Below are 25,372 nucleotides of genomic sequence, written 5' to 3'. Positions count from 1 at the left end.
ATGACCGTGACCATCCACTCCCCTGCCTCGAGGTCGAATCGTGACCGATGTCAACACGTTCCATGGCGTGCATGGCCAACGGGTCGGTGGCGCCGGCAGCTCTGCCCAGCTGCGATCCATGCGCGTTCAACAACCGTTCGGAATGTTGCTACGCAGATTCTGCGCGGGCGACAGCTCCCGAACTATGTCCGCAACCGACGAAAAAACGAGAACTGCCCGCCCGGCTCTGTCCTGGCACGACAAACCTGTGCATGAGCAAACCGCCGGCCGGGCTTTGGCGACCGCCTACAGATAGGCGGTCTGATTCACCAACCGCACTGCGGAACCACCGTCGCCGAAAAACTCGGCGATGCTCAACGACGCCAGGTCCAAGTGCAGCCGGTACAGGATGCCCGGGCCGGCATCGAGCGCTTGCCGCAGGATTGTCTTGATCGGTGTGACATGCGAGACCACGAGTACCGTCGCGGCGCCGTGCTCGGCGATGATCCGGTTGCGGGCCCGCCGAATCCGCTGAGTCACCGCGTCGAAGCTCTCACCGCCGGGCGGCGCCACGCTGGCGTCACCCAACCAGCGGCGGTGCAACTCCGGATCCCGTTTCGCCGCTTCGCCGAACGTCAGGCCTTCCCAGGCACCGAAGTCGGTCTCGATCAGGTCATCGTCCACGGTGACGTCGAGGCCGAGGCTATCCGCGGCCGCCTTTGCGGTGTCCAGCGCCCGCTGCAGCGGAGAGCTGACCACCGCCGAGACTCCTTCGATGCCAGCGATATACGCGGCAGCCGCCGCCGCCTGCTCACGACCCACCTCGGTCAGCGGTGGGTTACCCCGGCCCGAGTAGCGGCGGTGCACCGACAGTTCGGTCTGCCCGTGCCGGAGCAGCAGGAACCGGGTCGGCGCGCCGAGCGCGCCCGTCCAGCCCGGTGGAGATGGCTGTGCCGCAACGACTTTGGGATCAGGCGCCACCACCGGCACCGAAGCCCGAGCCGACACCACCGCCGCGTCCATGGCCTCGTTGGCCAACCGGTCGGCATGCGAGTTCTGCGCTCGTGGAATCCAGGCGTAGCTCACCCGCCCGAACCGCCGGGCCAATGCCACCGCCTCCCGGTTCAACGCGAGCAGGTCCGGATGCTTGACCCGCCAGCGGCCGGACATCTGCTCGACCACCAGCTTCGAATCCATGGACACCGCAACGTCATCGGCACCCAACTCCGCCGCCGCCTCCAAACCTGCGATCAGGCCCCGATACTCGGCGATGTTGTTGGTCGCCACTCCGATAGAGGCACTGCTCTCGGCCAGCACCTCGGACCGGTCAGCCGAAAACACCACGGCGCCATAGCCGGCGGGTCCCGGATTGCCCCGCGATCCGCCGTCGACTTCAACCAGAACTCTCACAGACCCTGCACTCACAGATCGCTAGACCCGGCGCGGAAGTCCTTGGCCCGCACCAGAATCACCCCGCACTCGGGGCAACGCAGCACGTCGTCGTCCGCCGCTGCGGAAATCCGGGACAGCTCACCACGATCCAGGTCGATGCGGCAGGCTCCACACCGGCTGCCCTGCAGCAACCCGGCGCCGGCACCGCCCTGCTTGCGCTGCTTCTCGTACATCTCGGCCAACTCCGGGGCCACCGAGCCCAGCAGCGCCACGCGGCGGTCGGCCGCCACCTTGCGTGACTCGTCGATCGACACGAGCGCGTTGTCGCGCTCCACCTGCGCCGAGGTCAGATCACCCTGCAGCGCGTCGATCAGCGCCAGCTCCTCGTTCTGCTCGGCCTGCAGTTGTTCGCGACGCTCCATGATCTCCAGCTGCTGCTCCTCGAGCGCGGCCTGCCGGCGCTGCAGCGTCTCCAGCTCGTGTTGCAGCTCGACCACCTGCTTGGCACCGACCGAACCGCTGTCCATCAGCTTCTGGTCACGGGTCTCGCGCTGGCGAACCGCGTCGATCTCGGACTCGAACTTGGCCACCTGCGCGTCCAGATCTTCGACGGCGATGCTCAACGCCGCCAGCCGATCGTTGGCTTCGCGATGCTCGGCCTGCACGGCGTCGAAGCGCTGCTGCTCGACCAGATGCGTCGACCGGTGCGTCAAACGGGTCAGCGCGGCGTCCACTTCGGCCACCTCGAGCAACAAACGTTGTTGCGACACTTCAGCTTTCATGTTCACGTCTCTCAGCAGGTTATCTCGACGTTCCAGGGGTCGGTGCGAATCTGGCTGACCCGCACCGGCAACGCATCACCGAATTGTGCACGCAAGACCCCGGCGGCCTGCTCGCACCACGGAAATTCACTGGCCCAATGCGCCACATCGACCAGCGCCACGTCCGATACGCGGCGGTGCTCGTCGGCCGGATGGTGGCGCAGATCGGACGTCACGTAGACGTCGACGCAGGCGCGGGTCACCGCGTCCAGCAGCGAGTCGCCCGCGCCGCCACAGACCGCAACCCGCGACACCATCGCATCCGGATCACCCGCGGCCCGCACCCCCCACGATGTGGTTGGCAAGCCACGCGCGACGCGAGAAGCGAAGGCCGACAACGGTTCCGGCGCCGGCAGCGAGCAGATGCGACCGATCCCGACATCCGACGGCAGCGGCGCCAGGGTGAGGACGTCGAACGCCGGTTCCTCGTACGGGTGCGCCGCGCGCATCGCCGTCAGCACCGTACGGCGTAGCCGGGACGGCGCGATCACCTCGACCCGGTCTTCGGCGACCTGCTCGATGGCACCGACGATGCCGATGGTCGGCGTCGCGCCCGCGTGCGCTAGGAACTGGCCGACGCCCATGGTGGCCCAGCTGCAGTGCGAGTAGTCGCCGATCTGCCCGCCACCGGCGGCGAACATCGCGTCCCGGACTGCGTCGGCGTTCGCATGGGGCACGAAGACAACCCATTTGTCCAGGTCAGCGCGCGCCTCGGCAGGGGCGAGCACCCCCTCGACCTGCAGGCCCAGCGCCTCGGCCAGGGCGTCCGACACTCCGGGTGCGGCGGCATCGGCATTCGTGTGCGCGCTGAACAGCGCTGCGCCGCGGCGAATCAGCGAGTGGATCAGTGCGCCCTTGCCGGTGTCGGCAGCCACGGTGTCGACACCGCGCAGCAGCAGCGGATGGTGTGCCAGCAGCAGCCCGCCGTCGGGCACCGAGGCCGCCACGGCCGCCGTCGCGTCGACCGCGACGGTCACCGATGCCACGTCCTCGGACGGGTCACCGCACACCAGGCCCACCGAATCCCAGCTGTGCGCGAGCGCCGGCGGGTACGCGCGGTCCAGCGCGGCGATGACGTCACGCAACGGCACACTCACCAGAGCACCTCCTGTAGAGCCTCGACCAGGACCGGCCACTGCGGCCGGACCGCCGCGCGCAGGTGGCCGTCGGGCAGCCCGAAGAACGTGTCGCAACGGCGCACCGCGATCCCCTTCTCCGCCAGGTGCTTCCGGGCGAGCTCGGCGTCCGGCACCGAGAACAGGACGAAGGGTGCGACGCCGTCGACCACGGGAAACCCGGCCGCCGACAAACCCGCCGCCATCTCGGCGCGCAGCGCGGCCAGCTGCTGAGCCCCAGCCGCGGCCTCCGCCACCGCGGCCGGCTCGCTGCAGGCCTTCAGCGCCTCGAGTTGCAGGGTGCCCAGTGGCCAGTGCGGGCGTTGCGCGGTCAGGCGCGCCAGAACTTCGGGCGCACCCAGTGCGTAGCCGACCCGCAGCCCGGCCAGCGACCACGTCTTGGTCAGGCTCCGCAGCACCACGACGTCCGGCAACGAGAGGCCGGCCACGGACTCCGATTCGCCGGGGACCGCGTCGGAGAAAGCCTCGTCGACGACCACGATGCGCCCGGGCGCCCGCAGCGCCAGAATCTCGTCGCGGCGGTGCAGGACGCCGGTCGGATTGGTGGGATTGCCCACAACCACGAGGTCGGCGCCGGACGGCACCGCGGCGCCGCCGGCGAGCCGGTACGGGGCCTCCAGCACCACCTGTGTGACCTGTACCCCCGCGGCGTCGAACACGGCCTCAGGCTCGGTGAACGACGGCGCGATGAGCGCTGCCAGGCGCGGCTGCAGCAGCGGCAGCAGCGCAAACCCCTCGGCGCCGCCTGCGAGCAGCGCTACTTCGCCCAGGTCACGGCCATGTCGAGCCGCCACGGCCACGCGCGCTGCGGCCACATCGGAAGAGGTCGGGTAGCTACCCAGATCAGTCAGCCGGGCCGCGAGCCGGTCGGCCAGCCACGAGGGCGGGCCGGCGCCGCGAACGTTCACCGCGAAGTCGAGCATGCCGGGGGCCACAGCCTGATCGCCGTGATAGCGCGCCCCGGGTTCCACAGGTAGACCCTAATGCGCGGCGCAGGCGGCCAGACACATCAGGGACAATGACACCGTGACCCCGCAGTTGGTGCTATTCGACCTCGACGGGACGCTGACCGACTCCGCCGCGGGCATCGTCGCCAGCTTCCGCCATGCGCTCGACGCGATCGGCGCCGCCCAGATGTGTGCACTGCCCGATGACGACTTGGCCAGAAAGATCGTCGGCCCGCCGATGCACGTGACGCTGGGCTCGCTGGGCCTGGGCGAGAAGGCCGACGACGCCATCGCCGCCTACCGCGCCGACTACACCACCCGCGGCTGGTCCATGAATCGCATGTTCGACGGCATCGAAGACCTGCTGGCCGACCTGCGGGCCGCCGGAGTGCGCCTGGCCGTCGCGACGTCGAAGGCCGAGCCGACGGCGCAGCGCATCGTCGAACACTTCGGCATCGACGACCACTTCGAGGTCGTCGCCGGCGCCAGCATCGACGGCGTGCGCTCAGCCAAGGCCGACGTCGTCGCCCACGCGCTGGCCCAGCTGGCCCCGGTGCCCGAACGGGTGCTGATGGTCGGTGACCGGTCGCACGACGTCCACGGTGCCGCGCATCACGGCATCGACACCGTCGTCGTCGACTGGGGCTACGGCGCAGCCGACTTCACCGAGGACTCGCCGGTCCGGCGCGTCGCCACCGTCGACGAGCTACGGGAGGTGCTGGGTGTCTGACCTCCTGCACGTGACGTTCATCTGTTCGGGCAACATCTGCCGGTCGCCGATGGCCGAGAAGATGTTCGCCCACCAGGTGAGCGAGCGCGGGCTGGCCCACCTGGTCCGGGTGACCAGCGCCGGCACCGGCGGCTGGCATGCGGGTGACCCCGCCGACAGCCGGGCCGAACGGGTGCTGCGCGCGCACGGCTACCCCACCGCGCACGCCGCCGCGGCCATCGATGCCGACCATCTGGCTGCCGACATGGTCGTCGCCATGGGCCGCAACCACACTCGCATCCTGGGCGACCTGGGCGCCGACCCGGACCGGGTCCGCATGATGCGCTCGTTCGACCCCCGTTCGGGCGCCCACGCGCTCGACGTCGAGGACCCGTACTACGGCGGCATCGATGATTTCGAGGAGACCTTCGTGGTGATCGAGGCGTCGTTGCCGGGTCTGCACGAGTGGGTCGACAAGCAGCTGGCGGAACGGGGCGACTGATGCGCCGCTTCGCGTTTCTCTTCCGGCCGCAGTGGCTGGCGCTGTTCGTCGTGGTCATCGCGTTCGCCTATCTGTGCTTCACCGTGCTCGCGCCGTGGCAGCTGGGCAAGAACACCCGCACCTCGCGGGAGAACAACCAGATCGCCTCGTCGCTGAACACCGAGCCCACGCCCCTGACGTCCGTGCTGCCGCACCAGGATTCGTCGGCCCCGGACGCGCAGTGGCGACGGCTGACGGCGACGGGCCACTACCGCCCGGAGGGCGAGGTGCTGGTCCGGCTGCGGACCGACGACGGTGACCCGTCCTACGAGGTGCTGACGCCGTTCGCGATCGACGGCGGCCCCACGGTGCTCGTCAACCGCGGGTACATCAAGGCCGGCGAAGGGGTGCCACCGTTCGCGGCGCCGCCGCCCGGCACCGTCACGATCACCGGGCGGCTGCGGGACTCCGAACCGCTCATGGCGGGCAAGGAGCCGTTCACGCAGAACGGCATTCGGCAGGTGTACTCCATCAACCTGACCCAGATTTCACAGCTGACCGGGGTCCCGCTGACCGGCGACTACCTGCAGCTCGTCGACGGCCAGCCGGGTGGCCTCGGCGTCATCGCGCTCCCCCACCTGGATGCCGGCCCATTCCTGTCGTACGGCATCCAGTGGATCGCGTTCGGGATCGTCGCACCCATCGGCCTGGGCTACTTCGTGGTGGCCGAGATCCGGCAGCGCCGCCTGGAAAAGGCGCAATCCGGTTCCGGCCCGGAAACATCCGGCGGTCCCGACCCCGAGGAGCCGGCGGCCCCGGTCACTGCCGAGGAAAAACTCGCCGACCGCTACGGCCGGCGGCGCTAGCTTCCCCGACCCGCGGCGCGTGGACGAAGTCACAAACTGCGAAAGCAGCGCAATGGGGATTTCCTGAGCGTAAGTTCCGAAGTTATCGGCTGGACAATCGCTGGGCGCATTCGTGAGCTCAGTGGTACCGATCGCGGCGTCCGTGAGATCGCGAAGTCGGCGGCACCGGCCATCTTTGCCCGATCGGGCGGAGACGGCTGGAACAGCCAGCCGCAAGTAGGACCTGTCGCGCCACGGCGCTCGAGGTTCCGCTGGTGCACGACATCGCGACGACGCGCTTTGGAAGGCGATCACCATGGGTCTCCAAATCGATGTGTCCGGGCTGAGTATGTCGTTTGGTTCCGCGACCGTGTGGGAAGACGTCACGTTGACCATTCCCGCCGGTGAGGTCAGTGTGCTGCTGGGCCCGTCGGGTACCGGTAAGTCGGTGTTCTTGAAGTCGCTGATCGGTTTGCTGCGCCCTGAGCGCGGCTCGATCGTGATCGACGGCACCAACGTCCTCGAGTGTTCGGACCGGGAGCTCTACGAGATCCGCCGGTTGTTCGGGGTGATGTTCCAGGACGGCGCGCTGTTCGGCTCGATGACCATCTACGACAACACGGCCTTCCCGCTGCGCGAGCACACCAAGAAGTCCGAGTCCGAGATCCGCAAGATCGTGATGGAAAAGCTCGCTATCGTGGGTATGCCCAACGACGGGAACAAGTTCCCGGGTGAGATTTCCGGGGGCATGCGCAAACGTGCCGGCCTGGCCCGCGCGCTGGTGCTGGACCCGCAGATCATCCAGGTCGACGAGCCGGACTCCGGTCTGGACCCCGTGCGTACCGCCTACCTGTCCCAGCTGCTGATCGACATCAACGCCCAGATCGACGCGACCATCTTGATCGTGACGCACAACATCAATGTGGTGCGTACGGTGCCGGACAACATCGGCATGTTCTACCGCAAGCACCTGGTCATGTTCGGGCCCCGTGAGGTGTTGTTGACCAGTGAGGAGCCGGCGGTCAAGCAGTTCCTCTGCGGTCGTCGTATCGGCCCGATCGGCATGTCGGAGGAGAAGGACAACGCGACCGCCGTCGCGGAGCAGGCGGCGGTCGATGCGGGTCATCCCGATGGTGGTGTCGAGGAGATCGAGGGGGTGCCGCCCCAGATCGAGGTGACCCCGGGGATGCCGGTGCGTCGGGCGGTGGCTCGTCGTCAGGCTCGGGTGCGCTCGATCCTGCCCACCCTGCCCCCGGCCGCCCAGGCCGCCATCCGCAGGGAGCTGGACAAGGCTGCTACGTCTCCGGGTGCGGACGCGCCGGGTGACCGCGTAGATCCCTTGGGCCTGATGTAGTCATTCGATTCGCGCACGGAAACTGCGCCCAACTTTGAGTCCTACCGCGACCACCGCCGCCAGCGTCTGAACCCGGCGGGTCAGCCGCACCGCCCTTTTCAAATCAGTCACAGCCGGTGGTGGACCATCGCCCAACGTCGGTCGCAGCTCCAAACGGTGCGCGTACTGCGTCGGTCCCCCGAGTTGCACGCCGAGGGCGCCGGCGAACGACGCTTCCGCCACACCGGCATTGGGGCTGGGGTGCTTGTGTGCGTCCCTGCGCCAGGCGCGCCACGCCGCGCCGGGCCGGCGGGACGCCACCATCACACACAGACCCGTCACGCGCGCCGGCACATAGTTGAGGACGTCGTCGAATCGTGCTGCCGCCCAGCCGAATCGGGTATAGCGCGGGTTGAGGTGGCCGATCATCGCGTCCAGGGTGTTCGCGCCGCGATAGACCAGGAGTCCGGGTACCCCCGCGACGGCACCCCACACGATCGGGGCGACCTCCGCGTCAGAGGTGTTCTCCGCCACCGATTCCAGCGCCGCCCGCGCCAGCCCGTCCGCGTCGAGTGCCGAAGGGTCCCGCCCGCACAACGACGGCAGCAGCTCTCGAGCCGCGGCCACGTCGCCGCGCTCCAGCCGCGCTGCCATGTCAGCGCCGGTACGCGCCAACGACGTCCCACCGAGCACCGTGTAGGTCGCCGCGGCGGTGACCAATGTCTTCGCGATCGGCCCGCGTGCGGCGCGCTCCAGACCGACGCCCAAGACCCCCAGCCCCACCAGCAGTGCCGCGGTATGACCGACACCGGCCAACCGGTTGTCGCTGTACGTGCGCCGTTCCAGGGCGGCCGCCGCCGTCCCGAATAGCGCTACCGGATGGCCGCGGCGCGGATCGGCCCAGCACACGTCGGCCAGGTAGCCGAGCGCCAAGCCGACCGCCCGCGGGCCGCTTCTGTCAAACACGCCGGGCAGCGTCTCACAGGGTGTTTACTCTCCCATCATGCGGCTCGGTCCACCTCGGCATCCCAGGCGGGTTGTCGACCTCATCAACCCCGCGGCGGCGCTGGCGCCGGCGGCCAACGTGATCATGCAACTGGCCTTGCCGGGAGTGGGCTACGGCGTGCTGGAGAGCCCTGTCGACAGCGGAAACGTCTACAAGCACCCGTTCAAACGGGCCCGCACGACAGGCACCTATCTGGCAGCCGCGGTGTACGGCACCGACGACGACCGGGCGCTGATCCGGCGCGAGGTCGACCGGGTGCACGCCCAGGTGCGGTCGACGGCATCCAGCCCGGTCCGGTACAACGCGTTCGACCCCAAGCTGCAGCTCTGGGTGGCGTCGTGCCTCTACCGCTACTACGTGGACCAGCACGAGTTCCTCTACGGACCACTGCGCCCCGACGCTGCCGACGCCATCTATCAGGACGCCCGCACTCTGGGCACCACGCTGCAAGTCCGCGAGGGCATGTGGCCGGCTGATCGCGTCGCGTTCGACGAGTACTGGAAATGCACGCTCGACGAGCTGCAGATCGACGAACCCGTCCGCGAACACCTGCACGGTGTGGCGTCACTGGCGTTCCTGCCCACGCCGCTACGGCAGGTGGCCGGTCCCGTCAACCTCTTCGCGACGACGGGCTTCCTGCCCGCCGAGTTCCGCACCCACATGCAGCTGCGGTGGACTCCCGGTCAGCAGCGCTGGTTCGACCGGCTCATGACAGCGCTGCGGCTGGCCGACAGGGTGATCCCGCGCGACGTCTGGCTGTTCGGCTACCAGCTGTACCTGTGGGATATGCGGGCCCGCGCACGGCGCGGAAAATCGGTGGTATGAAACAACATTCACGATCAGGAGGCATTTCATGGCGTTCGCAGCCCTGAACCATGTCGCAGTCACCGTCAGCGACATGGCGGTCAGCGGTCCCTGGTATCGCGCCCTGATCGGCGCCGATCCGGTGCTCGACGAGCACACCGACGCGGGCTACCGGCATCTGGTGTGGGCGCTGCCCGGCGGCACGCTGTTCGGCATCCACGAGCACGACCGCGCCATCGAGCCCGGCCCGTTCAGCGAGTTCCGGGCCGGCCTCGATCACGTCGGCTTCGGCTGCGGCTCACGGGCCGACCTCGTCGAGTGGACCGCCAAGCTCGAAGCACTGGGCATCACGCACGGCGGCGTGGTCGACGCCCCCTACGGCTCGGGCCTGAGCTTCCGCGACCCCGACGGCATCGCCCTGGAGTTCTTCGCACCGCCGGAGTGAATCAGCGGTGCTGGTGGCCGTCGCCCCCGCCGCCACACGCCCCGTTCACCGCCGGCCGCACCATCGCGAACGTGGCCTGCAGGACGCCGCTGCCATCCTTGGTACCGCGCGCGCCCAGGCACATCCCGGCCGAGATCACCTTCGCGTCTGCGTCGGCGCTCTTGGTGTAGTGGGTATCCGGTGTCACCGTCACGGTGGTTTGGCTGCTGTCGGCCGCAGTGACCACGATCGTGTTGCCGTTGACGGACGCGACCGTGCCGTTGATGCCGCGGGTGTGTTTGTCGGCCTTCTGCTCCCCCTTCGGACCGCATTGCGCGTTGCGCGGTTGGCCGACGAGAACACCGGCGGCGGTGACGGCGGAACCGTTGTCGTTGCCGTTCTTGACCGGACGGACGGCGATGCACTCGCCGGCCGTGACGTCGGTCAGCTGACCGGGACCTAGTTGTGTGATCCGCGTCGACGACGTGACATTGACGGTGCCCGGGCCGTCTTTGCCGGTCACCGAGACCGTGCCACCCGATACCGAATTCACCAGGCCGGAGACGCGGTCCTTACCGCTGGGACCTCCAGGTGCGGGGCTGGCGGATGCCGGCGACGAACTGCCGGCGGTCGAGGAGGTGGCCGATGGGGTACTCGATGAGCCGCACGCCGCCAGGGAGAGCGCGGCGAAACCAGTGACGGTGGCAACGGCGTAGCGCCGGGCACGGGATGTAGTGGACATGAGCCCACAGTTACCGGCCCAGCCATGAATCAGCTCAGATATTGATGTGAAGACGCTAGGCGCGGGCGGCAGCACACTCACGCCAAAGCGGCCCCGAACGACGACGGCAGGTTTAAGGTCGGTTGGGTAGTCATGTGAGCGAGGACGCGGGGTGCGTTCGGTCCTGCGCACGTGTTGAAGCCCAATCGGCCCTCGCGTGAGTTTGTTGCGTCTGCACAACATGAGGAGCTGTCATGAGCACAGCGGCCGAGCGCGCAGCCCAACTGGGCTTGGTGTCCCGACTGAAATCGTCCTATCCGGAGCTCCCGGACGCCCCCTACCCCGACATGCTGGATTCCGCCCGCATCGCGGCCTATCTCAAACCGGTCCACGACGTGGGCGGCGAGCCCGACGCACCCATGGAGTACGTCAACAAGCAGTACGAGCTGTGGGAACACATGACCTATGTGATCTGCGAAGTGCTGGCCTGGCGTGGGATCTGGGTGTCGGAGGAGCGTCGTCGTATCGGCAACGTCGACGTGGGGCGTGCCGAGTATCTGGGCCTGCCCTACTACGGACGCTGGCTGCTGTCGGTCGCCCGCATCCTCCTCGAGAAACACCACATCACCCTCGGTGAGCTCATGGAGCGCATGGCCGAGGTCAAGGGCCGGTACGCGGACGGACTCGACGGCAAGACCCTCGAGGCCCTGCCCAAATCCGAAGGCGACGGCGCGAACGTCAAGCGCAACAAGCACCACATCGATGCCGTCGGCATCGGCGATCCGCAGATCTACGCCGGTAAGGCCGGTGAGCCGAAGTTCAAGGTCGGCGACAAGGTGGTGGTGCGGGAGCTGCCGGTCATCTTCTACACCCGCACCCCCGAGTACGCCCGCGGCGCAACCGGCACCATCGCCGTCGTCGCCTACGAGAGCCCGGCGGCCGAGGACGAAACCTGGGACCTGCTCGAGGCGCCGCCCGAGTGGTTCTACGTCGTCGAGTTCAACCAATCGGAGCTGTGGCACGACTACACGGGAACGACGAGAGACACCCTGCGCACCGAAATCCCCGAACGTTGGCTGGAAGCCGCCACCTAGCTCGATTCACTGTTGCCAGAAAGGATTTGCATGTCGGATCACCACCATGATCATGACCACGACCACGCCCGCACGGTGAAGCCCATGGTCGACGAGATCACCGACTTCGAGGTGCTCGAGATCGCGCTGCGCGAATTGTGCATCGAGAAGGGCATTTTCACCGCCGAGGAGCATCGGCGGTTCACCGAATTCGCCGAACAGATCGGGCCGACGCCGGCCGCTCGCCTGGTCGCCCGCGCCTGGCTGGATCCCGAGTTCAAAGAACTCGCCGTCAACGATTCACTGGCTGCCAGCAAGGCCGTCGGCGTCGACTGGCTGGAGCCCACCGGCTTCGGCACACCAAGCGATTTCGTCGCGTTCCAGATCCTCGCCGATACGCCGACGGTGCATCACGTCATCGTCTGCGCGTTGTGCTCGTGCTATCCCCGGCCGATTCTGGGGAATTCGCCGGAGTGGTATCGCACGCCCAACTACCGGCGGCGCCTGGTCCGCTGGCCGCGTCAGGTGCTGGCCGAATTCGGGCTCTATCTGCCCGACGACATCGAGGTCCGGGTCGAGGACTCGAACCAGAAGCATCGGTTCATGGTGATGCCGATGCGTCCGGAGGGCACCGACGGCTGGACCGAAGATCAACTCGCAGAGATCATCACGCGCGACTGCCTGATCGGCGTGGCGCTCCCCAAGCCGGGCGTGACGACCAACGTGATCCAGAAGACCCGTCCGGCCGTGCACCCGGGAACGGCCGGATGAGCGAGATCGCGCCACTGCGGGACATCGTGACCCGTGACCAGGTGTGGTCGCGCATGGCCGCCAAGTGGGGCGTGGAAAACCCGGTTCCCCCTTGGAAAACCAGCCTCGACGGTCTGTGCGACGCACTCGACCATTCGGCGTGTGACACGGAAGTGCTCAGCTTCAAAGAGCGCCGCGACGAGGAGGACGCGCTCTCGGCAACCGTGTACGCCGGTCTGCCGTATCCGGAAAGCCAACTCGTCTCGCTCGCACACTCGCTGGTCACTCGCGGGGTCATCAGCGAAGCCGAGCTGCGGGAACGACTCGCGAGTGTCCGGGCCAGGCTGGAGGCCTGACGCGCTGATCAGGACAACTTGACGCGAATGTTCTTGGTCTGCTGGAACTCGCGGAAGCCTTCGATTCCCCCCGACCGGCCGATTCCACTGTGTTTGTAGCCGCCGTAAGGACCTTGGGGCTGGATGTCGCTTCGACTGTTCACCCAAACGGACCCGGCGTGGAGCTGCCGCGACACCGTGTGGGCGCGTTGAAGATTCGTGGTGTGGACGAATGCGTTGAGCCCGTACCGGGTGTCATTGGCCAGGTCCACTGCCTGGGTCTCGTCGCTGAACCGAAGCACCGACACGACCGGCCCGAAGGTCTCCTGCTGGGCCAGCGGTGACCGGTTGTCGACATCGGTGAACACGGTCGGCTCGACATAGAACCCCTCGGCCAGCTCGCCGCCGATCCGGTTGCCGCCCAGGACAAGATTGCCGAACCCCTCGGTGGCCGCCCGATCGATGGTCGTCAGGATCCGGTCGACGGCCGCCTGGTTGATGACCGGCCCGAAGAGCACATCGGGGCGCAGCGGGTCACCGATCGGCGCGCGCCCGACTGCGGCGAGGAACTTGTCCATGAATGCGTCATATATCCTGTCTTGCACAAGTATTCGGCTGCTGCAGGCACAACTTTGACCGGCCTGCATGATCGGGCCCTGGTGCGCGGACAGGTTCGCGGCCGCCTCCAGATCGGCGTCGTCGAAGATGATGCCGGCAGCGGTGCCGCCGAGTTCGGCGACCACCGGGGTGATGTTCTCGGCGGCGGCCCTCAGCACCCTATGGGCAGTGGCAGTGCCGCCCGTGAAATGAATCTTGCCCACTCCAGGATGCCGCACCAGGGCCTCGCCACCGTCGGCTCCCGCTGGGAGCACATTGACGAGTCCGGCCGGCAGACCCGCCTCCAGGCACAGCTCGCCGAACCGAAGTGCCGCCAGCGGCGCGAGTTCCGATGGCTTCACAATGACGGCGTTACCCGCGGCCAGGGCTGGAGCGACCGCCAGGCCGACCACCACGAGGGCGCCGTTCCATGGCGCGATGACGCCCACGACGCCGTACGGTTCGTGCTCCACCAGGTTGAGGTCGAAGCCACCCGACACGGGAGTGCTTGCCCCATCGGCTTTGTCGACGTACCCGGCATAGAACCGAAAGAAGCGCTCTGTCAACACCGACGTCGCGGCCAACGCCGTGGGAACGCCGTAGTCGTGGGTGTTGATCCGGGCGAACTCTGTGTGGTGCTCACCGATGAGATCCGCCAGGTCGAACAGGATGTCGCGGCGCCGGTCGGGCGGGTACGACATCCACCGCCGCTGCGCGTGCGTGGCCGCCTCGACCGCTCGGTCGATTTCCGCGGCGCCGGCCATCTCGACGACAGCATTCACCTGACCAGTGCCGGCGTAGACGTGGTGATGCGTCCCGCCGGAAGCACCGGTGACGCGATCCTCACCGAGAAGGAGTGCACCACTGGGCAATTCGTCCCCGATTCCGATGATGCCCTCCTTCCCTGGCCCGTTTGCGATTACTTGAGCATGCTTCCGGCGTCGACAGTCATGGGAAGACCTGTCACATAACGGGATTCGTCCGAGGCCAGAAACAGCACAGCATTGCTGATGTCCACCGGCTCGACCCAGCCGACCGGCAGGACGTGCATCATCTGCGCGACGACTTTCATGTCGTCAGGACCCGGGTTCTCCAGATCCGGACGGAACAGCCTCATGGTGCCCTCGTTCATGAAGAGAGGCGTGTTGACGTTCGTCGGGTGCACCGAGTTCACCCGGATCGAGTGGTGGCCCAGCTCGACAGCGAAAGTGCGCATCAGCCCGACCACGCCGTGCTTGGCGGCAATATAGTGCCCCGTGTGCGGATAGGGCTTCAGGCCGCCCACCGAGCTGGTCAGAATGATCGAGCCGCCCTGGCCCTGCGAGATGAGATGCGGCACTGCGGCTTTGACCGACTTCCAGACACCTGAGAGGTTGACGTCGATCATGTCGGTCCAGTCTTCTTCGCTGGTGTGGTCCAGCGTCTGGCCGCCGTTGCCGATGCCGGCGTTGGCGCAGATGATGTCCAGCCGGCCGAGCTGTTCCACACCGCCGTCGACGGCGGCCTTCACCGCCGCGTAGTCGCGCACGTCCACCTCGGCGGTGACGATGCGACGGTTCAGCTGCTTGACCAGATCTGCCGTCTGGGCCAGGTCATCCCGCGTCGCCGGGGCAATCTGCGGGTTGCTGCTCACCGGGCCGCAGATGTCGATGGCGATGATGTCGGCGCCTTCTTCCGCGAGCCGCACCGCATGACTGCGGCCCTGGCCGCGTGCCGCTCCGGTGATGAACGCGACCTTGCCCTCTACCCGTCCCGCCATGGGTCCACCTCACTGTCTGGTTGTCACCGCCGCCGCAGAAATGGCGGTTCGGTTCGTCGACTCGGAATTTTGTCGATCGATCAGGAACCATGACATGAGCCGCCGCGCAGTGTCAACGACAAGATGTGTCGAAGGTGGCCAGGCCGCCGAAACAGGCGGGGCGCCAGGCAGTCCGACCGACGGTCAGTCGCGCACGACTTCCGACGGTTTCGACAGCAGATCGATCTGCCGGTCGATGAAGGCGCGCAGTTCCTCATGCCCCTGCGTGACACCCACGGCGCCCTCGTTGCCGACACTGCGCGCGATCTGGGCGACGATCATCGAGATCACGACCGGCGGGTAGTCATTGAGATCGACGCCGTTGGCCCGCAACGCCATTGTCACCGCGGCGGTTTCGATGTCGCGCACGCGCTCCGAATACGCTTTCAACTCCGCGCCAACAGCCTTGCGGTGGTTGGCCAATGCCATGAATTCCGTGCTCAACACGGTCTGCCGCGGGTCACTGTTGATGCACCACAACGCCCGCAGTGGGTCCTCCTCGAGCAGCACAGCGCGCAGCCGTGCCAGCGCCACTTCCCCACCGGCCCGCAAGGCCTCGACGAACAGGTCGTCCATGGTCGGGAAGTAGTAATACACGAGCGCCTGCTTGACGCCGGCCTGGGCGGCGACGCGCCGCGAAGTGGCCGCTGCGTACCCCTCGTCGTGCATGATCTGCACCGTCGCCTCGATCAGGCGCTGCCGGGCGCCGCCGTCGTCGGCCTTGGATTTACGCCCTTGCGTCATCAACGAACCCGCTCCGGATTGCTTGACCGGCCGTCTCGGTCCGTGGTAGGCATACGGCAGTCTATCATTTTGATCGATCGATCAGGAGTGGCTTCATGCAGCCCCAGCCCACCATGACCGACCTCGCCGACGTCGACTACTTCACGAACGCCGAGATCGCCCAAGATCCCTACGCGTACTGGGATCACCTGCGCGAGCAGGGTCCTGTGGTGCGCGAACCGCACTACGGCGTGGTCGCGGTGACCGGGTATCAGGAAGTTCAGGCGGCCTTCAAGGATGTCGAATCGTTCTCGGCAGTCAACGCCATCGGTGGCCCGTTCCCACCGCTCCCGTTCACCCCGGCCGGGGACGACATCAGCGAGCTTATCGAGGCACACCGTCACGAGTTCCCAATCTTCGAGCACATGGTCGTGATGGATCCGCCCGAGCACGAGAAGGCCCGGTCTCTGCTGAGTCGGCTGCTGACGCCGCGCCGCCTGCAGGAGAACGCGGACTACATCTGGAGCCTCGCCGACCGGCAGTTCGACGAGTTCATCGCAAACGGCCAGTGTGAGTTCCTCGGCGAGTACGGGAAGCCGTTCGCCACTCTGGCGATCGCGGATCTGCTCGGCGTACCCGATGAGGATCGCCCCGAGATCCGGCGCAATCTCGGCGCCGGCAACGCCCCGGGGTCCCGGGTCGGCGCCTTGGACCACGAGCCTGTGGGCTCCAATCCCCTTCAGTACCTTGATGATCTGTTCAGCGGGTACATCGCCGACCGCCGCGAGAACCCGCGCGAAGACGTCCTCACCGGGCTGGCCACCGCCACTTATCCTGACGGCTCCATCCCGCCCCTACTGGAGGTCGTACGCCCGGCCACGTTCCTGTTCGCCGCCGGACAGGAGACGGTGACCAAGCTGCTCAGCTCTGCGATCAAGGTGCTCGGCGACCGGCCCGAACTGCAACACCGCCTGCGCGAAAACCGCGGCCTGATCTCCCCTTTCATCGAGGAGGCACTGCGCCTGGAGAGCCCCACCAAGGTGGACTTCCGGCTCTGCCGCAAGTCCACCACCCTGGGCGGCGCCCCGATCAAAGCCGGCACGGTGCTGATGCTGTGCCTCGGCGCGGCCAACCGTGATCCCCGAAAGTTTGAAGACCCCAACGAGTTCCACCTCGAACGCAAGAACGTGCGCGAGCACATCGCTTTCGGCCGCGGCATCCACACCTGCGCCGGCGCTCCGCTGGCCCGGGTCGAAGGCCGGGTCACCATCAGCCGACTGCTGGACCGCATGAGTGACATCCAGATCAGCGAGGCCAAGCACGGCGCCCCGGGCCACCGCAACTACGGCTACGAGCCGACATTCCTGCTGCGCGGCCTCACCGAGCTGCACATCGAGTTCACGGAGGTGCGGCGATGACGGTGCAGTCGGTGCTCGAAGACATCGCGAATCGGCCTGGCAACGGCGACGTCATCTCCATCATCAACCCCGCCAACGAGGAAGTGATCGCCGAATTCCGGGACGGCGGCGCCGAGGCGGTCGACACGGCGGTGGCCCGTGCGCGGGAGAGTTTCACATCCGGCGTGTGGAGCGGCATACCCGGCAACGAACGAGCCAAAGTGCTTTGGCGGGCCGCCGATCTGATCGACCGGCACGCCGACGAGCTTGCCCAAATCGATTCCCTGAACACGGGAATGCCGTACCGGCAGGCGTTCATGATCATGTCGACGTGCGCCGAGTCGTTCCGCTATTACGCGGGCTGGTGCACCAAGCTCGACGGCATCGCCCACGACGTGCAGCAGACCGGCGGCATCACCGGCGCGTTCACCACCATGCACGCCTACACGCTCAAGGAGCCCTACGGCGTCGTCGGGCTGATCTTCCCGTGGAACGGACCGGTGTTCAACGCGTGCACCAAGCTCGCGCCCGCGCTGGCCGCAGGATGCAGCTGCATCGTCAAACCTGCTGAGGAAACGCCACTTTCGGCTCTGCTGCTGGAGCGGATACTCACCGAGGCCGGAGTTCCGGACGGCGTGGTCAACCTGGTGACCGGATACGGCCACACGGTCGGGGCGGCGATCACCGCGCATCCCGGCGTCGACAAGGTCGCGTTCACCGGCTCGACCGAGGTCGGCAAGCAGATCGTGCAGGCCGCCGGTGCCGGCAACCTCAAGCGCGTCGCGCTGGAGTTGGGTGGCAAGTCGCCGGTGTTGATCTACGACGACGCCGACGTCGACACCGCCATCACGATGGCGGCGATGGGCATCTTCATCCACTCTGGACAGGGTTGCATCAGCGGATCGCGGATCTTCGCCCAGCGCAGCGTGTTCGACAAGGTGGTCGAGGGTGTCACCAACATCGCAAACTCGGTGAAGCTCGGCGCGCCGGCAGAAGACGGAGTCCTGATCGGCCCGATCATCAGCGCCAAACAACTCGACCAGGTGATGGGCTTCATCGAAGGAGGGCGCCGGGACGGCGTCGAGGTGGTCACCGGCGGAAGACGGCTCGACCGCAGCGGATTCTTCGTGCACCCAACGGTTCTCACCGATGTCGCTCCCAGCGCGCGGTTGTACCAGCAGGAGATCTTCGGACCGGTGGTCGCGATCCTGCCGTTCGATGACGACGACGAAGTCGTGGCCCTGGCCAACGATTCCGAGTACGGGCTGGCCGCGACCGCCTGGACCAGGGACATCAGCCGCGCGCACCGATTGGCCAAACGCCTCGACGCCGGCACCGTCACGCTCAACTGCCAGATGGTGTTCGACCATTCGATGCCATTCGGCGGCTACAAGCAGTCCGGCTGGGGTCACGAGTGGGGACGCGACGGCATCGCGAGCTTCCTGAAGACCAAGACGGTTTACGCCCAACTTTGAGTGCACAGCAAGGAGATCAGATGGGATCGTTGGACGGGAAAGTCGCGTTCATCACCGGAGCGGCCCGTGGGCAAGGCCGTAGCCACGCCGTGCACCTGGCAAGAGAGGGTGCCGGCATCATCGCCGTGGATATCTGCGCTGACATCGCATCGAACGGTTACCCCATGGCCAGCCGGGACGAACTCGCCGAAACCGCGGAGCTGGTCGAAGCGGTGGGCGGCAAGATCGTCGCCGTCGTGGCCGACGTCCGTGATTTCGCCGAACTCAAATCGGCAGTGGATGCCGGCGTCGAGCAGTTCGGCCGCCTCGACATCGTGTGCGCCAATGCCGGTATCGCGACGATGGCGTTCCGCGAATTGACGATCGAAGAAGAACTCGAGATGTGGACCGACGTCATCGACGTCAACCTCACCGGGGCGCTGCACACCGCCAAAGCCGCGATCCCGCACATCGTCGCCGGCGGGCGCGGCGGGTCCATCGTCTTCACCAGCTCGACCGCGGGGTTGAAGGGCTTCGGTGGTTCGCAGGCCGGCGGCCTCGGGTACGCGGCGTCCAAGCACGGCATCGTCGGACTGATGCGGACCTTGGCCAATGTCCTTGCCCCGCAGAGTATCCGGGTCAACACCGTGCACCCGACGGCCGTCAACACCATGATGGCAGTCAATCCGGCGATGACGGCTTTCCTGGAGAACTATCCCGACGGCGGGCCACATCTGCAGAACCCCATGCCCGTCGGGTTACTCGAACCAGAAGACATCAGCCACGCCGTCGCCTTCCTGGTCTCCGATGCCGCGCAGTACATCACCGGAGTCACGCTCCCGGTCGATGCCGGCTTCTGCAACAAGCTATGAGCGTGGCAACCGGGCGCGTCGCCGGCAAGAAGATCCTGATCACGGGCGCGGCCCGCGGCATGGGCCGCAGCCATGCGGTACGCCTGGCCGAGGAGGGCGCCGACCTGATCCTCGTCGACGTCTGTGAGTCTCTTCCCGTCCTCGAGTACCCCCTGGCCAAGCGCGAGGATCTCGACGAAACCGCAAGGCTGGTCGAGGAATACGGTCGCCGCGCGGTGACGTACGTCGTCGACGTTCGCGATGCCGACGAATTGAGCGCTGCGGTTGATGACGGCGTCGGGCAGTTGGGCGGTCTCGACGGCGCGGTTGCCAACGCCGGTGTGCTCACCGCGGGAACGTGGGACACCACCACCGCCGAACAATGGCGCACCGTGGTCGACGTGAACCTGATCGGGACGTGGAACACCTGCGCGGCCGCGCTACCCCACCTCATCGACCGCGGCGGCAGCCTGGTCAACATCAGCTCTGCCGCCGGCATCAAGGGAACCCCGCTGCACCTGCCCTACACCGCGGCAAAGCACGGAGTCGTCGGGCTGAGCAAGAGTTTGGCCAATGAGCTCGCCGCAGTGGGGGTCCGCGTGAATACGGTGCATCCGACAGGGGTACCGACGGGAATGCAGCCTGCGTCCCTGCACAGCCTGATCCGGGAGAAACGTCCCGACCTGGCACCACTTTTCGCCAACGCGCTGCCGGTCGTCATGGCCGAGGCCATCGATATCAGCAACGCGGTGCTGTACCTGACGTCCGATGAATCCCGATACGTCACGGGTCTCGAATTCAAAGTCGATGCCGGCGTCACCATTCGGTGAGCCAGAAAGGACGAGCATGACCGGATTCGACGCGGACCGTACCGAGCGCGGCAGGCTGGCCTACGCCGACATCATGACGGTTTCCGCACCGCCGCAATCGACACCGGTGGACGACCACCTGCTGAATCTCGTCTTCGCCGATGTGTGGCAACGTCCGGGCCTGACCCGGCGCGAGCGACGATTCATCACCCTCCCCTGTGTCGCGGATGCCGATGCCGAAGACCCGTTACGCGCCCACGTCTACGCCGCACTGAACAGCGGCGACATCACGGTCCTCGAAATCCGGGAAACCGTGCTGCATTTCGCGGTGTACGCGGGCTGGCCGAAGGCGTCCCGGTTCAATATGGTCGTCGACCAGGAGTGGACTCGAATCCACGAGGAACGGGGCCTGCCGCTGCCCGAGCCCGAACCGCTGTTGCCGCTCTCCACCCCCAGCGATCCCGAAGACCGGCTGGCCGTCGGCGCGGAATGCTTCAAGGACATCAACTGCCTACCCTTCGCCCCCAACGGGGACAACCCATTCCAAGGGGCCGGCATCTTGAACTTCGTGTTCGGCGAGATGTGGCTGCGGCCCGGGCTGGCCAGAAAGGAACGGCGCCTGATCACCGTGGCCTGCGTAGCCTTCCAGGACGCGCCCGTTCCGATCGTCAGCCACGTCTACGCCGCGCTGAAGAGCCGCGACGTGTCGTTCGCCGAAATGGACGAACTGATACTGCATTTCGCCGCGCACAACGGCTGGCCCAAGGCCGCGCATCTGAGCCAGGTTGCCGCCGAGCAAAAGCAGCGCGTCGCGCAGGAATGGGCCGCCGAGGCCGGCGGTAGCGCCGCTTTCGGCCCGTAGGCGCCGCGAACTTTGTGATAGCTCCACACCGAGAAATATTTGTCGATACCGTCAATATTGCTCGAGTTCCACACCCTCGGTCAGGAGCTTTCAGATGCATACACTCGCAACCCGTTTGAGTCTGCCCACCGCCGCCGCTGTCATGGCCGCGGGCGTCATCGTGGCCGGTCCCCCACCCCCGACGCTGACAACCCTGCCGGCACCGGTGCTCCACAGCGTGCAGATGCCGCATATCCAGCTCACCGCCACGGTCGCCGACATCCTGCAGTTCCCCGCCTTCAGACAGTGGGTGGTCAATCAGGTCGACGACTTCGTGACGATCAGCGCCGGCTTGGTCAAAGCAGGCCAGGGGGTCCAACAGACCATCAATGCCATCCCGGGGCTGATCGTCACCGTCACCCAGCAGGTGCTCGCCAGAGACCTCGTCGGCGCGCTCGGCACCGTCGAAGCCGGACTGGTCGGGGCGGTGACCGCGATCGGCGGGCCGATCCTGGTCTCCACAATTGACCGCAACCAGCGCCAATTGGCAGTGCAACAGGCACTGCAAGGCGCGGTCCCAGCAGCGCTCATCGGCCTCGGCGCCGGCCTGCTGGGCGGATTCAATGACGTCGCGACGTCGGCGATCACCGCCGGTCAGAACGTCGTCGCAGCCCTGCTGCCCATCAACCTCGGCAATCTCGTCACTGCTGTGGTCGACGGCGTCAAGCTCGTCGTCCAAGGGCTCAGCACCGGTGCCGGCAAGGTCGTCGACGGCATCGTCTTCGCACAACAGACCATCGCCAAGGCGCTGGCCACCCAGCCCGCGGCCGCCGTGGCAGCGGTGGCGCCCGTGGCCGCCACCACGCCCGCCTCGATTCCTGCCTCGACAGCCGGAGTGGCAGCCACCGCCGTGCCGAAGATTGCCGCGACAAAGATCAAGCCCGCCGTGAAGCCCGTACCGACAGCAACCGCGCCCACGACGACCGGCACCAAGGACTCCACCGGAACCAAGTCGGACACCACCGGGGCAACAGCCAGCTCGACCACTGATTCAGGCAAGTCGGACACCGGCAGCAAGACGGCGAAGAAGACCACCCCGACGAAGCCAAAGACCAACGCCGACAACAAGGTCCACGACCAGAAAACCGCTGCGACCGCTCAGGCGGCTGCCTGAGCGGCTGTGGCCGTGCGGGCCGGGATGAAGAGTGGGCGCGGACGGTATCGAACCGCCGACCGCTGGCGGGTAGCTAGCTTTTTGGCGTATTCGTGGCGTCTCATCTATGTGTTAAATGCGGATCTGCGCACGTCAGCGCGTCGCACCTACTTCACGGCACCGACGGCCTATCGCCTGTTTTTGCGCCTCTTGGCACACTGTGCGCACAATGGAGTTTCGCTCGTGCGCCTCGACCGAACTGCGCTCGGACACCTACCGTCGTCCAAGCTGCGCAATAAGCGCGTGCGCTAGATCGGCACCGAGATCGTCGAATGAAGGTGCGAGCCGACGGGTCGGTATTGCGAAGTCGCCACCAGCTCGGAGTTCGGTCGGTCCCCCATCCCAAGTCGCCCGGAGCTGCGAGTCCCGACGATGCGCGGAGTCACCCCCGCCAACCCGGCCTGCCTTGGACAACCCAGCGGCCAGTGTGACCAACTCTGTCTCGGAAGCCTGTGCCGAGATGATGGCGAACAGGCCTCGTTGCGAGGCATGAAAGGACAAGTCGAGAAAGACCAACACTACAGCGCGGGCCACGGGCTCGATCTCTGATGGCAGCAGCGGACTAAAGCACCTCCCAAAGAACGACACACAATAGACGGCGCGATAGCGACGATGAGCCCGCTCACAATCAACTACCCCCAGCGAGCTTGCGGACGATCTGATCCGGGGTGTGACGGCAGGCGCTTCTTCGATGTCATATCGTCATCGATCCTTCCTTGCCTGTCAGTTCCGGTTGAAAAGTGAGCAGGTAGTTCCGGTCGAAAAGTGAGCACTTCACCTTTCGATTGGAGAGTGATCACTGTGGAGGATTGGGCGGAGATTCGCCGGCTGTATCGGTCGGAGAAACTGTCGCAAGCTGCGATCGCGCGGCGGCTGTCCTTGTCGCGAAACACCGTGGCCAGAGCGTTGCGGGCGGATGCACCACCGTGTTATGAGCGGGCGCCGGTGAAGACCTCGGCGTGGGCGCAGATCGAACCAGCGGTACGGGCCTTGCTCACCGAGTTTCCGCTGATGCCGACGACCGTGATCGCTGAGCGGGTCGGTTGGACGGGTGGGCATTCCTGGTTCGCAGAGAACGTGACCAGGATCCGCCCGGAGTACACCCCACCCGATCCCAGCGACCGGTTGGTGCATCTGCCCGGTGAGCAGGTGCAGTGCGATCTGTGGTTCCCCGGCCAGCTGGTCCCTGATCACGGCGGAGTAGCTCGGTCGTTTCCGGTGCTGGTGATGGTGGCCGCCTACTCGCGGTTCATCGCCGCGGTGATGATTCCGTCGCGAGTAACCGGGGATCTGCTGGCCGGGATGTGGCAGCTGATCGCCGAGAACATCGGTGGCGTTCCTCGGAGTCTGTTGTGGGACAACGAGTCCGGCATTGGTCAACGCCGCCGCCTCGCTCAAGGGGTGGCTGGGTTCTGCGGGGTGTTGGGAACCCGACTGATCCAAGCTCGGCCCTATGATCCCGAAACCAAAGGGGTGGTGGAACGCGCCAACGGCTACCTGGGTAGGTCATTTCTGCCCGGGCGCACCTTCGCCTCACCGGCCGATTTCAATGCTCAGTTGCACGGCTGGCTGGCCTCGTATGCCAACAGGCGCACCCACGCGGGCACCCGGATGATCCCCGCGGACGCACTCGTCGCCGACCGGGCGGCGATGGCCACGCTACCGCCGGTGGCCCCGGTGACCGGCACGACGGTGACCACGCGTCTGGGCCGCGACTACTACCTCAGCCTCGGTGGCAACTCGTACTCGATCCATCCGGAGGTGATCGGCCGCATGATCACCCTGCGGGCCAGCCTGGACCGAATCACCGGCCTGTGTGGCGATCGTGTGGTTGCTGATCATGAACGACTTTGGGGCACAGCAGGATTAGTGTCTGACCCCGAACACGTGGCCGCTGCGGCGGTGCTGCGCGAGCAGTTCCGTACCCGCCCGACCGCCGGCGCTCATCTCGATGTCAGCGTCGAGGTCGCTGACCTGAGTGCCTACGACGCGATCTTCGGGACTGGGGAGGTCGCCTGATGGCCACCAAGCGCACCCCGGCCCCAGGTGATGCCGACAAGCTCATCGCCCATCAAGCTCGCCTCCTCAAAGCTCCGCGGATCGCCGCGCACTATCACCGTCTCGCCGAGCAAGGCCGGGCGGCGAACTGGTCGTTGGAGGACTATCTGGGTGCGGTGTTGGCGGTGGAGTCCAATGCCCGCGCTGAATCCGGTGCACGCCAACGTATCCGGTATGCGGGTTTCCCTGCGATCAAGACGATCACTGATTTCGACTTCACCGCTCAACCCGCCGTCGATCGCGCTCAGATCGCCCGACTGGAAGGTGGGGGCTGGCTGGCCGAAGCCCGCAACATCGTGCTGCTCGGGCCGCCAGGCACCGGCAAAACCCATCTGGCGACCGCGCTGGCCATCGCCGCCGCCCACGCCGGGCACCGGGTCGCGTTCGCCCCGGCCACCGGCTGGATCACTCGCCTGGCCGAAGCCCACCGCATCGACCGACTCGATGCCGAACTGCGCAAGGTCTCCCGCTACGGGCTGATCGTCATCGACGAGGTCGGCTACATCCCGTTCGACACCGAGGCAGCCAACCTGTTCTTCCAGCTCGTCTCGACCCGATACGAGAAGTCGTCGATCATCTTGACCTCCAACCTGCCGTTCTCGCGGTGGGGACAGGTCTTCGGTGAAGCCACCATCGCCTCGGCGATGATCGATCGCATCGTCCACCATGCCGACGTCATCGCCCTCAAAGGCACCAGCTACCGCATCAAACACACCGCGATCGAGTCACTGCCCTCCGTAGAAGTCGATCGTCAGGCAGACTCAACCCCGTAAACCTGCTCACTTTTCGACCGGAGCAGGCTGCTCAGGATTCGACCGGAGCTGACACTTGCCCGCAAACCGGGCAACAGAGTCGCACAATCTGGACCACTACGA

Annotated in this window: 26 protein-coding genes; 17 read left to right on the top strand and 9 right to left on the bottom strand. The window is 66.6% G+C overall.

Annotated features, from left to right (window positions below):
- Window positions 1–285 precede the first annotated feature (285 nt).
- Genes ACX12F_RS09125 through cobC form a run of 4 tightly spaced genes read right to left on the bottom strand, consistent with a single transcriptional unit; the run spans window position 286 to window position 4,251 of the window.
- Entirely contained in the window at window positions 286–1,389 is a 1,104-nt protein-coding gene (locus ACX12F_RS09125) for a bifunctional RNase H/acid phosphatase (protein ID WP_459369267.1), read from the bottom strand.
- Between the two features lie 11 nt (window positions 1,390–1,400).
- Window positions 1,401–2,153, bottom strand: a complete 753-nt coding sequence (locus ACX12F_RS09120) for a zinc ribbon domain-containing protein (RefSeq protein WP_459369266.1) — start codon at window positions 2,151–2,153, stop codon at window positions 1,401–1,403.
- A gap of 11 nt (window positions 2,154–2,164) precedes the next feature.
- Window positions 2,165–3,289, bottom strand: coding sequence for a Nif3-like dinuclear metal center hexameric protein (locus ACX12F_RS09115; RefSeq protein ID WP_459369265.1), 1,125 nt, complete (start codon window positions 3,287–3,289; stop codon window positions 2,165–2,167).
- Entirely contained in the window at window positions 3,286–4,251 is a 966-nt protein-coding gene (gene cobC, locus ACX12F_RS09110) for an Rv2231c family histidinol phosphate aminotransferase CobC (protein ID WP_459370286.1), read from the bottom strand. The genes ACX12F_RS09115 and cobC overlap by 4 nt, the downstream gene beginning before the upstream one ends.
- A gap of 103 nt (window positions 4,252–4,354) precedes the next feature.
- Between cobC and ACX12F_RS09105 the strand changes: the two genes are divergently transcribed.
- The 4 genes from ACX12F_RS09105 (at window position 4,355) to ACX12F_RS09090 (ending at window position 7,664) form a co-directional block, all read left to right on the top strand.
- Window positions 4,355–5,005, top strand: a complete 651-nt coding sequence (locus tag ACX12F_RS09105) for an HAD-IA family hydrolase (protein WP_459369264.1) — start codon at window positions 4,355–4,357, stop codon at window positions 5,003–5,005.
- Window positions 4,998–5,486: a low molecular weight protein-tyrosine-phosphatase gene (locus tag ACX12F_RS09100; RefSeq protein ID WP_459369263.1), complete on the top strand. Its 489-nt coding sequence runs from the start codon at window positions 4,998–5,000 to the stop codon at window positions 5,484–5,486. The genes ACX12F_RS09105 and ACX12F_RS09100 overlap by 8 nt, the downstream gene beginning before the upstream one ends.
- Window positions 5,486–6,331, top strand: a complete 846-nt coding sequence (locus ACX12F_RS09095; protein WP_459369262.1) for an SURF1 family cytochrome oxidase biogenesis protein — start codon at window positions 5,486–5,488, stop codon at window positions 6,329–6,331. The genes ACX12F_RS09100 and ACX12F_RS09095 overlap by 1 nt, the downstream gene beginning before the upstream one ends.
- Before the next feature lie 295 nt (window positions 6,332–6,626).
- On the top strand, window positions 6,627–7,664 hold the full coding sequence (locus ACX12F_RS09090) for an ABC transporter ATP-binding protein (protein WP_459369261.1): 1,038 nt from the start codon (window positions 6,627–6,629) through the stop codon (window positions 7,662–7,664).
- On the opposite strand, the gene ACX12F_RS09085 is transcribed toward ACX12F_RS09090, so the two are convergent.
- Window positions 7,665–8,609 carry a cobalamin biosynthesis protein gene (locus tag ACX12F_RS09085; protein WP_459369260.1) on the bottom strand — a complete coding sequence of 315 codons (945 nt, stop codon included), beginning with the start codon at window positions 8,607–8,609 and terminating at the stop codon, window positions 7,665–7,667.
- 37 nt (window positions 8,610–8,646) lie between these two features.
- On the opposite strand from ACX12F_RS09085, the gene ACX12F_RS09080 reads away from it, so the two are divergent.
- Together ACX12F_RS09080 and ACX12F_RS09075 are read left to right on the top strand one after the other, a co-directional pair.
- The gene (locus ACX12F_RS09080; RefSeq protein WP_459369259.1) at window positions 8,647–9,474 is read left to right on the top strand and encodes an oxygenase MpaB family protein; all 828 of its coding nucleotides are present in this window, start codon (window positions 8,647–8,649) and stop codon (window positions 9,472–9,474) included.
- Between the two features lie 28 nt (window positions 9,475–9,502).
- Window positions 9,503–9,898 (top strand): VOC family protein, encoded by a 396-nt coding sequence (locus tag ACX12F_RS09075; RefSeq protein ID WP_459369258.1) that lies wholly within the window; start codon window positions 9,503–9,505, stop codon window positions 9,896–9,898.
- Window position 9,899: 1 nt separating this feature from the next.
- Here the strand turns inward: ACX12F_RS09075 and ACX12F_RS09070 are convergent, their stop codons facing one another.
- A complete protein-coding gene (locus ACX12F_RS09070) occupies window positions 9,900–10,619 on the bottom strand; it encodes a DUF5666 domain-containing protein (protein WP_459369257.1) in 720 nt (239 codons plus the stop codon).
- Between the two features lie 233 nt (window positions 10,620–10,852).
- Between ACX12F_RS09070 and ACX12F_RS09065 the strand changes: the two genes are divergently transcribed.
- The 3 genes from ACX12F_RS09065 to ACX12F_RS09055 are packed head-to-tail and all read left to right on the top strand — an operon-like array spanning window position 10,853 to window position 12,777.
- On the top strand, window positions 10,853–11,692 hold the full coding sequence (locus ACX12F_RS09065) for an SH3-like domain-containing protein (protein WP_459369256.1): 840 nt from the start codon (window positions 10,853–10,855) through the stop codon (window positions 11,690–11,692).
- A 30-nt stretch (window positions 11,693–11,722) separates the two neighbouring features.
- Entirely contained in the window at window positions 11,723–12,442 is a 720-nt protein-coding gene (scnC, locus tag ACX12F_RS09060; protein ID WP_459369255.1) for a thiocyanate hydrolase subunit gamma, read from the top strand.
- The gene (locus ACX12F_RS09055; protein WP_459369254.1) at window positions 12,439–12,777 is read left to right on the top strand and encodes a thiocyanate hydrolase; all 339 of its coding nucleotides are present in this window, start codon (window positions 12,439–12,441) and stop codon (window positions 12,775–12,777) included. Before scnC ends, ACX12F_RS09055 begins: the two co-directional genes overlap by 4 nt.
- A gap of 8 nt (window positions 12,778–12,785) precedes the next feature.
- On the opposite strand, the gene ACX12F_RS09050 is transcribed toward ACX12F_RS09055, so the two are convergent.
- The 3 genes from ACX12F_RS09050 to ACX12F_RS09040 form a co-directional block, all read right to left on the bottom strand.
- On the bottom strand, window positions 12,786–14,225 hold the full coding sequence (locus ACX12F_RS09050) for an aldehyde dehydrogenase family protein (RefSeq protein ID WP_459369253.1): 1,440 nt from the start codon (window positions 14,223–14,225) through the stop codon (window positions 12,786–12,788).
- 47 nt (window positions 14,226–14,272) lie between these two features.
- A complete protein-coding gene (locus ACX12F_RS09045) occupies window positions 14,273–15,112 on the bottom strand; it encodes a mycofactocin-coupled SDR family oxidoreductase (protein ID WP_459369252.1) in 840 nt (279 codons plus the stop codon).
- A 183-nt stretch (window positions 15,113–15,295) separates the two neighbouring features.
- Window positions 15,296–15,895, bottom strand: a complete 600-nt coding sequence (locus tag ACX12F_RS09040; RefSeq protein ID WP_459369251.1) for a TetR/AcrR family transcriptional regulator — start codon at window positions 15,893–15,895, stop codon at window positions 15,296–15,298.
- 113 nt (window positions 15,896–16,008) lie between these two features.
- Here ACX12F_RS09040 and ACX12F_RS09035 point away from each other — a divergent pair, with 113 nt between their 5' ends.
- From ACX12F_RS09035 to istB, 8 genes are all read left to right on the top strand, one after another.
- Window positions 16,009–17,292 (top strand): cytochrome P450, encoded by a 1,284-nt coding sequence (locus ACX12F_RS09035; RefSeq protein WP_459370285.1) that lies wholly within the window; start codon window positions 16,009–16,011, stop codon window positions 17,290–17,292.
- Window positions 17,289–18,746: an aldehyde dehydrogenase family protein gene (locus tag ACX12F_RS09030; protein WP_459369250.1), complete on the top strand. Its 1,458-nt coding sequence runs from the start codon at window positions 17,289–17,291 to the stop codon at window positions 18,744–18,746. Before ACX12F_RS09035 ends, ACX12F_RS09030 begins: the two co-directional genes overlap by 4 nt.
- 20 nt (window positions 18,747–18,766) lie before the next feature.
- Window positions 18,767–19,597 carry a mycofactocin-coupled SDR family oxidoreductase gene (locus tag ACX12F_RS09025; RefSeq protein WP_459369249.1) on the top strand — a complete coding sequence of 277 codons (831 nt, stop codon included), beginning with the start codon at window positions 18,767–18,769 and terminating at the stop codon, window positions 19,595–19,597.
- Window positions 19,594–20,406 (top strand): mycofactocin-coupled SDR family oxidoreductase, encoded by an 813-nt coding sequence (locus ACX12F_RS09020; protein WP_459369248.1) that lies wholly within the window; start codon window positions 19,594–19,596, stop codon window positions 20,404–20,406. Before ACX12F_RS09025 ends, ACX12F_RS09020 begins: the two co-directional genes overlap by 4 nt.
- A 16-nt stretch (window positions 20,407–20,422) precedes the next feature.
- On the top strand, window positions 20,423–21,247 hold the full coding sequence (locus ACX12F_RS09015; protein ID WP_459369247.1) for a carboxymuconolactone decarboxylase family protein: 825 nt from the start codon (window positions 20,423–20,425) through the stop codon (window positions 21,245–21,247).
- 94 nt (window positions 21,248–21,341) lie between these two features.
- Window positions 21,342–22,400 carry a hypothetical protein gene (locus tag ACX12F_RS09010; RefSeq protein WP_459369246.1) on the top strand — a complete coding sequence of 353 codons (1,059 nt, stop codon included), beginning with the start codon at window positions 21,342–21,344 and terminating at the stop codon, window positions 22,398–22,400.
- 840 nt (window positions 22,401–23,240) lie between these two features.
- Window positions 23,241–24,458 carry an IS21 family transposase gene (gene istA, locus ACX12F_RS09005; RefSeq protein WP_459370284.1) on the top strand — a complete coding sequence of 406 codons (1,218 nt, stop codon included), beginning with the start codon at window positions 23,241–23,243 and terminating at the stop codon, window positions 24,456–24,458.
- On the top strand, window positions 24,458–25,270 hold the full coding sequence (istB, locus tag ACX12F_RS09000) for an IS21-like element ISMyma9 family helper ATPase IstB (protein WP_459366461.1): 813 nt from the start codon (window positions 24,458–24,460) through the stop codon (window positions 25,268–25,270). Before istA ends, istB begins: the two co-directional genes overlap by 1 nt.
- Window positions 25,271–25,372 lie beyond the last annotated feature (102 nt).

The sequence above is a fragment of the Mycolicibacterium sp. HS_4_1 genome (assembly GCF_054515875.1).
Note: the sequence above shows the minus strand (reverse complement) of the source record. Positions and strands in the feature narration are given on the sequence as shown.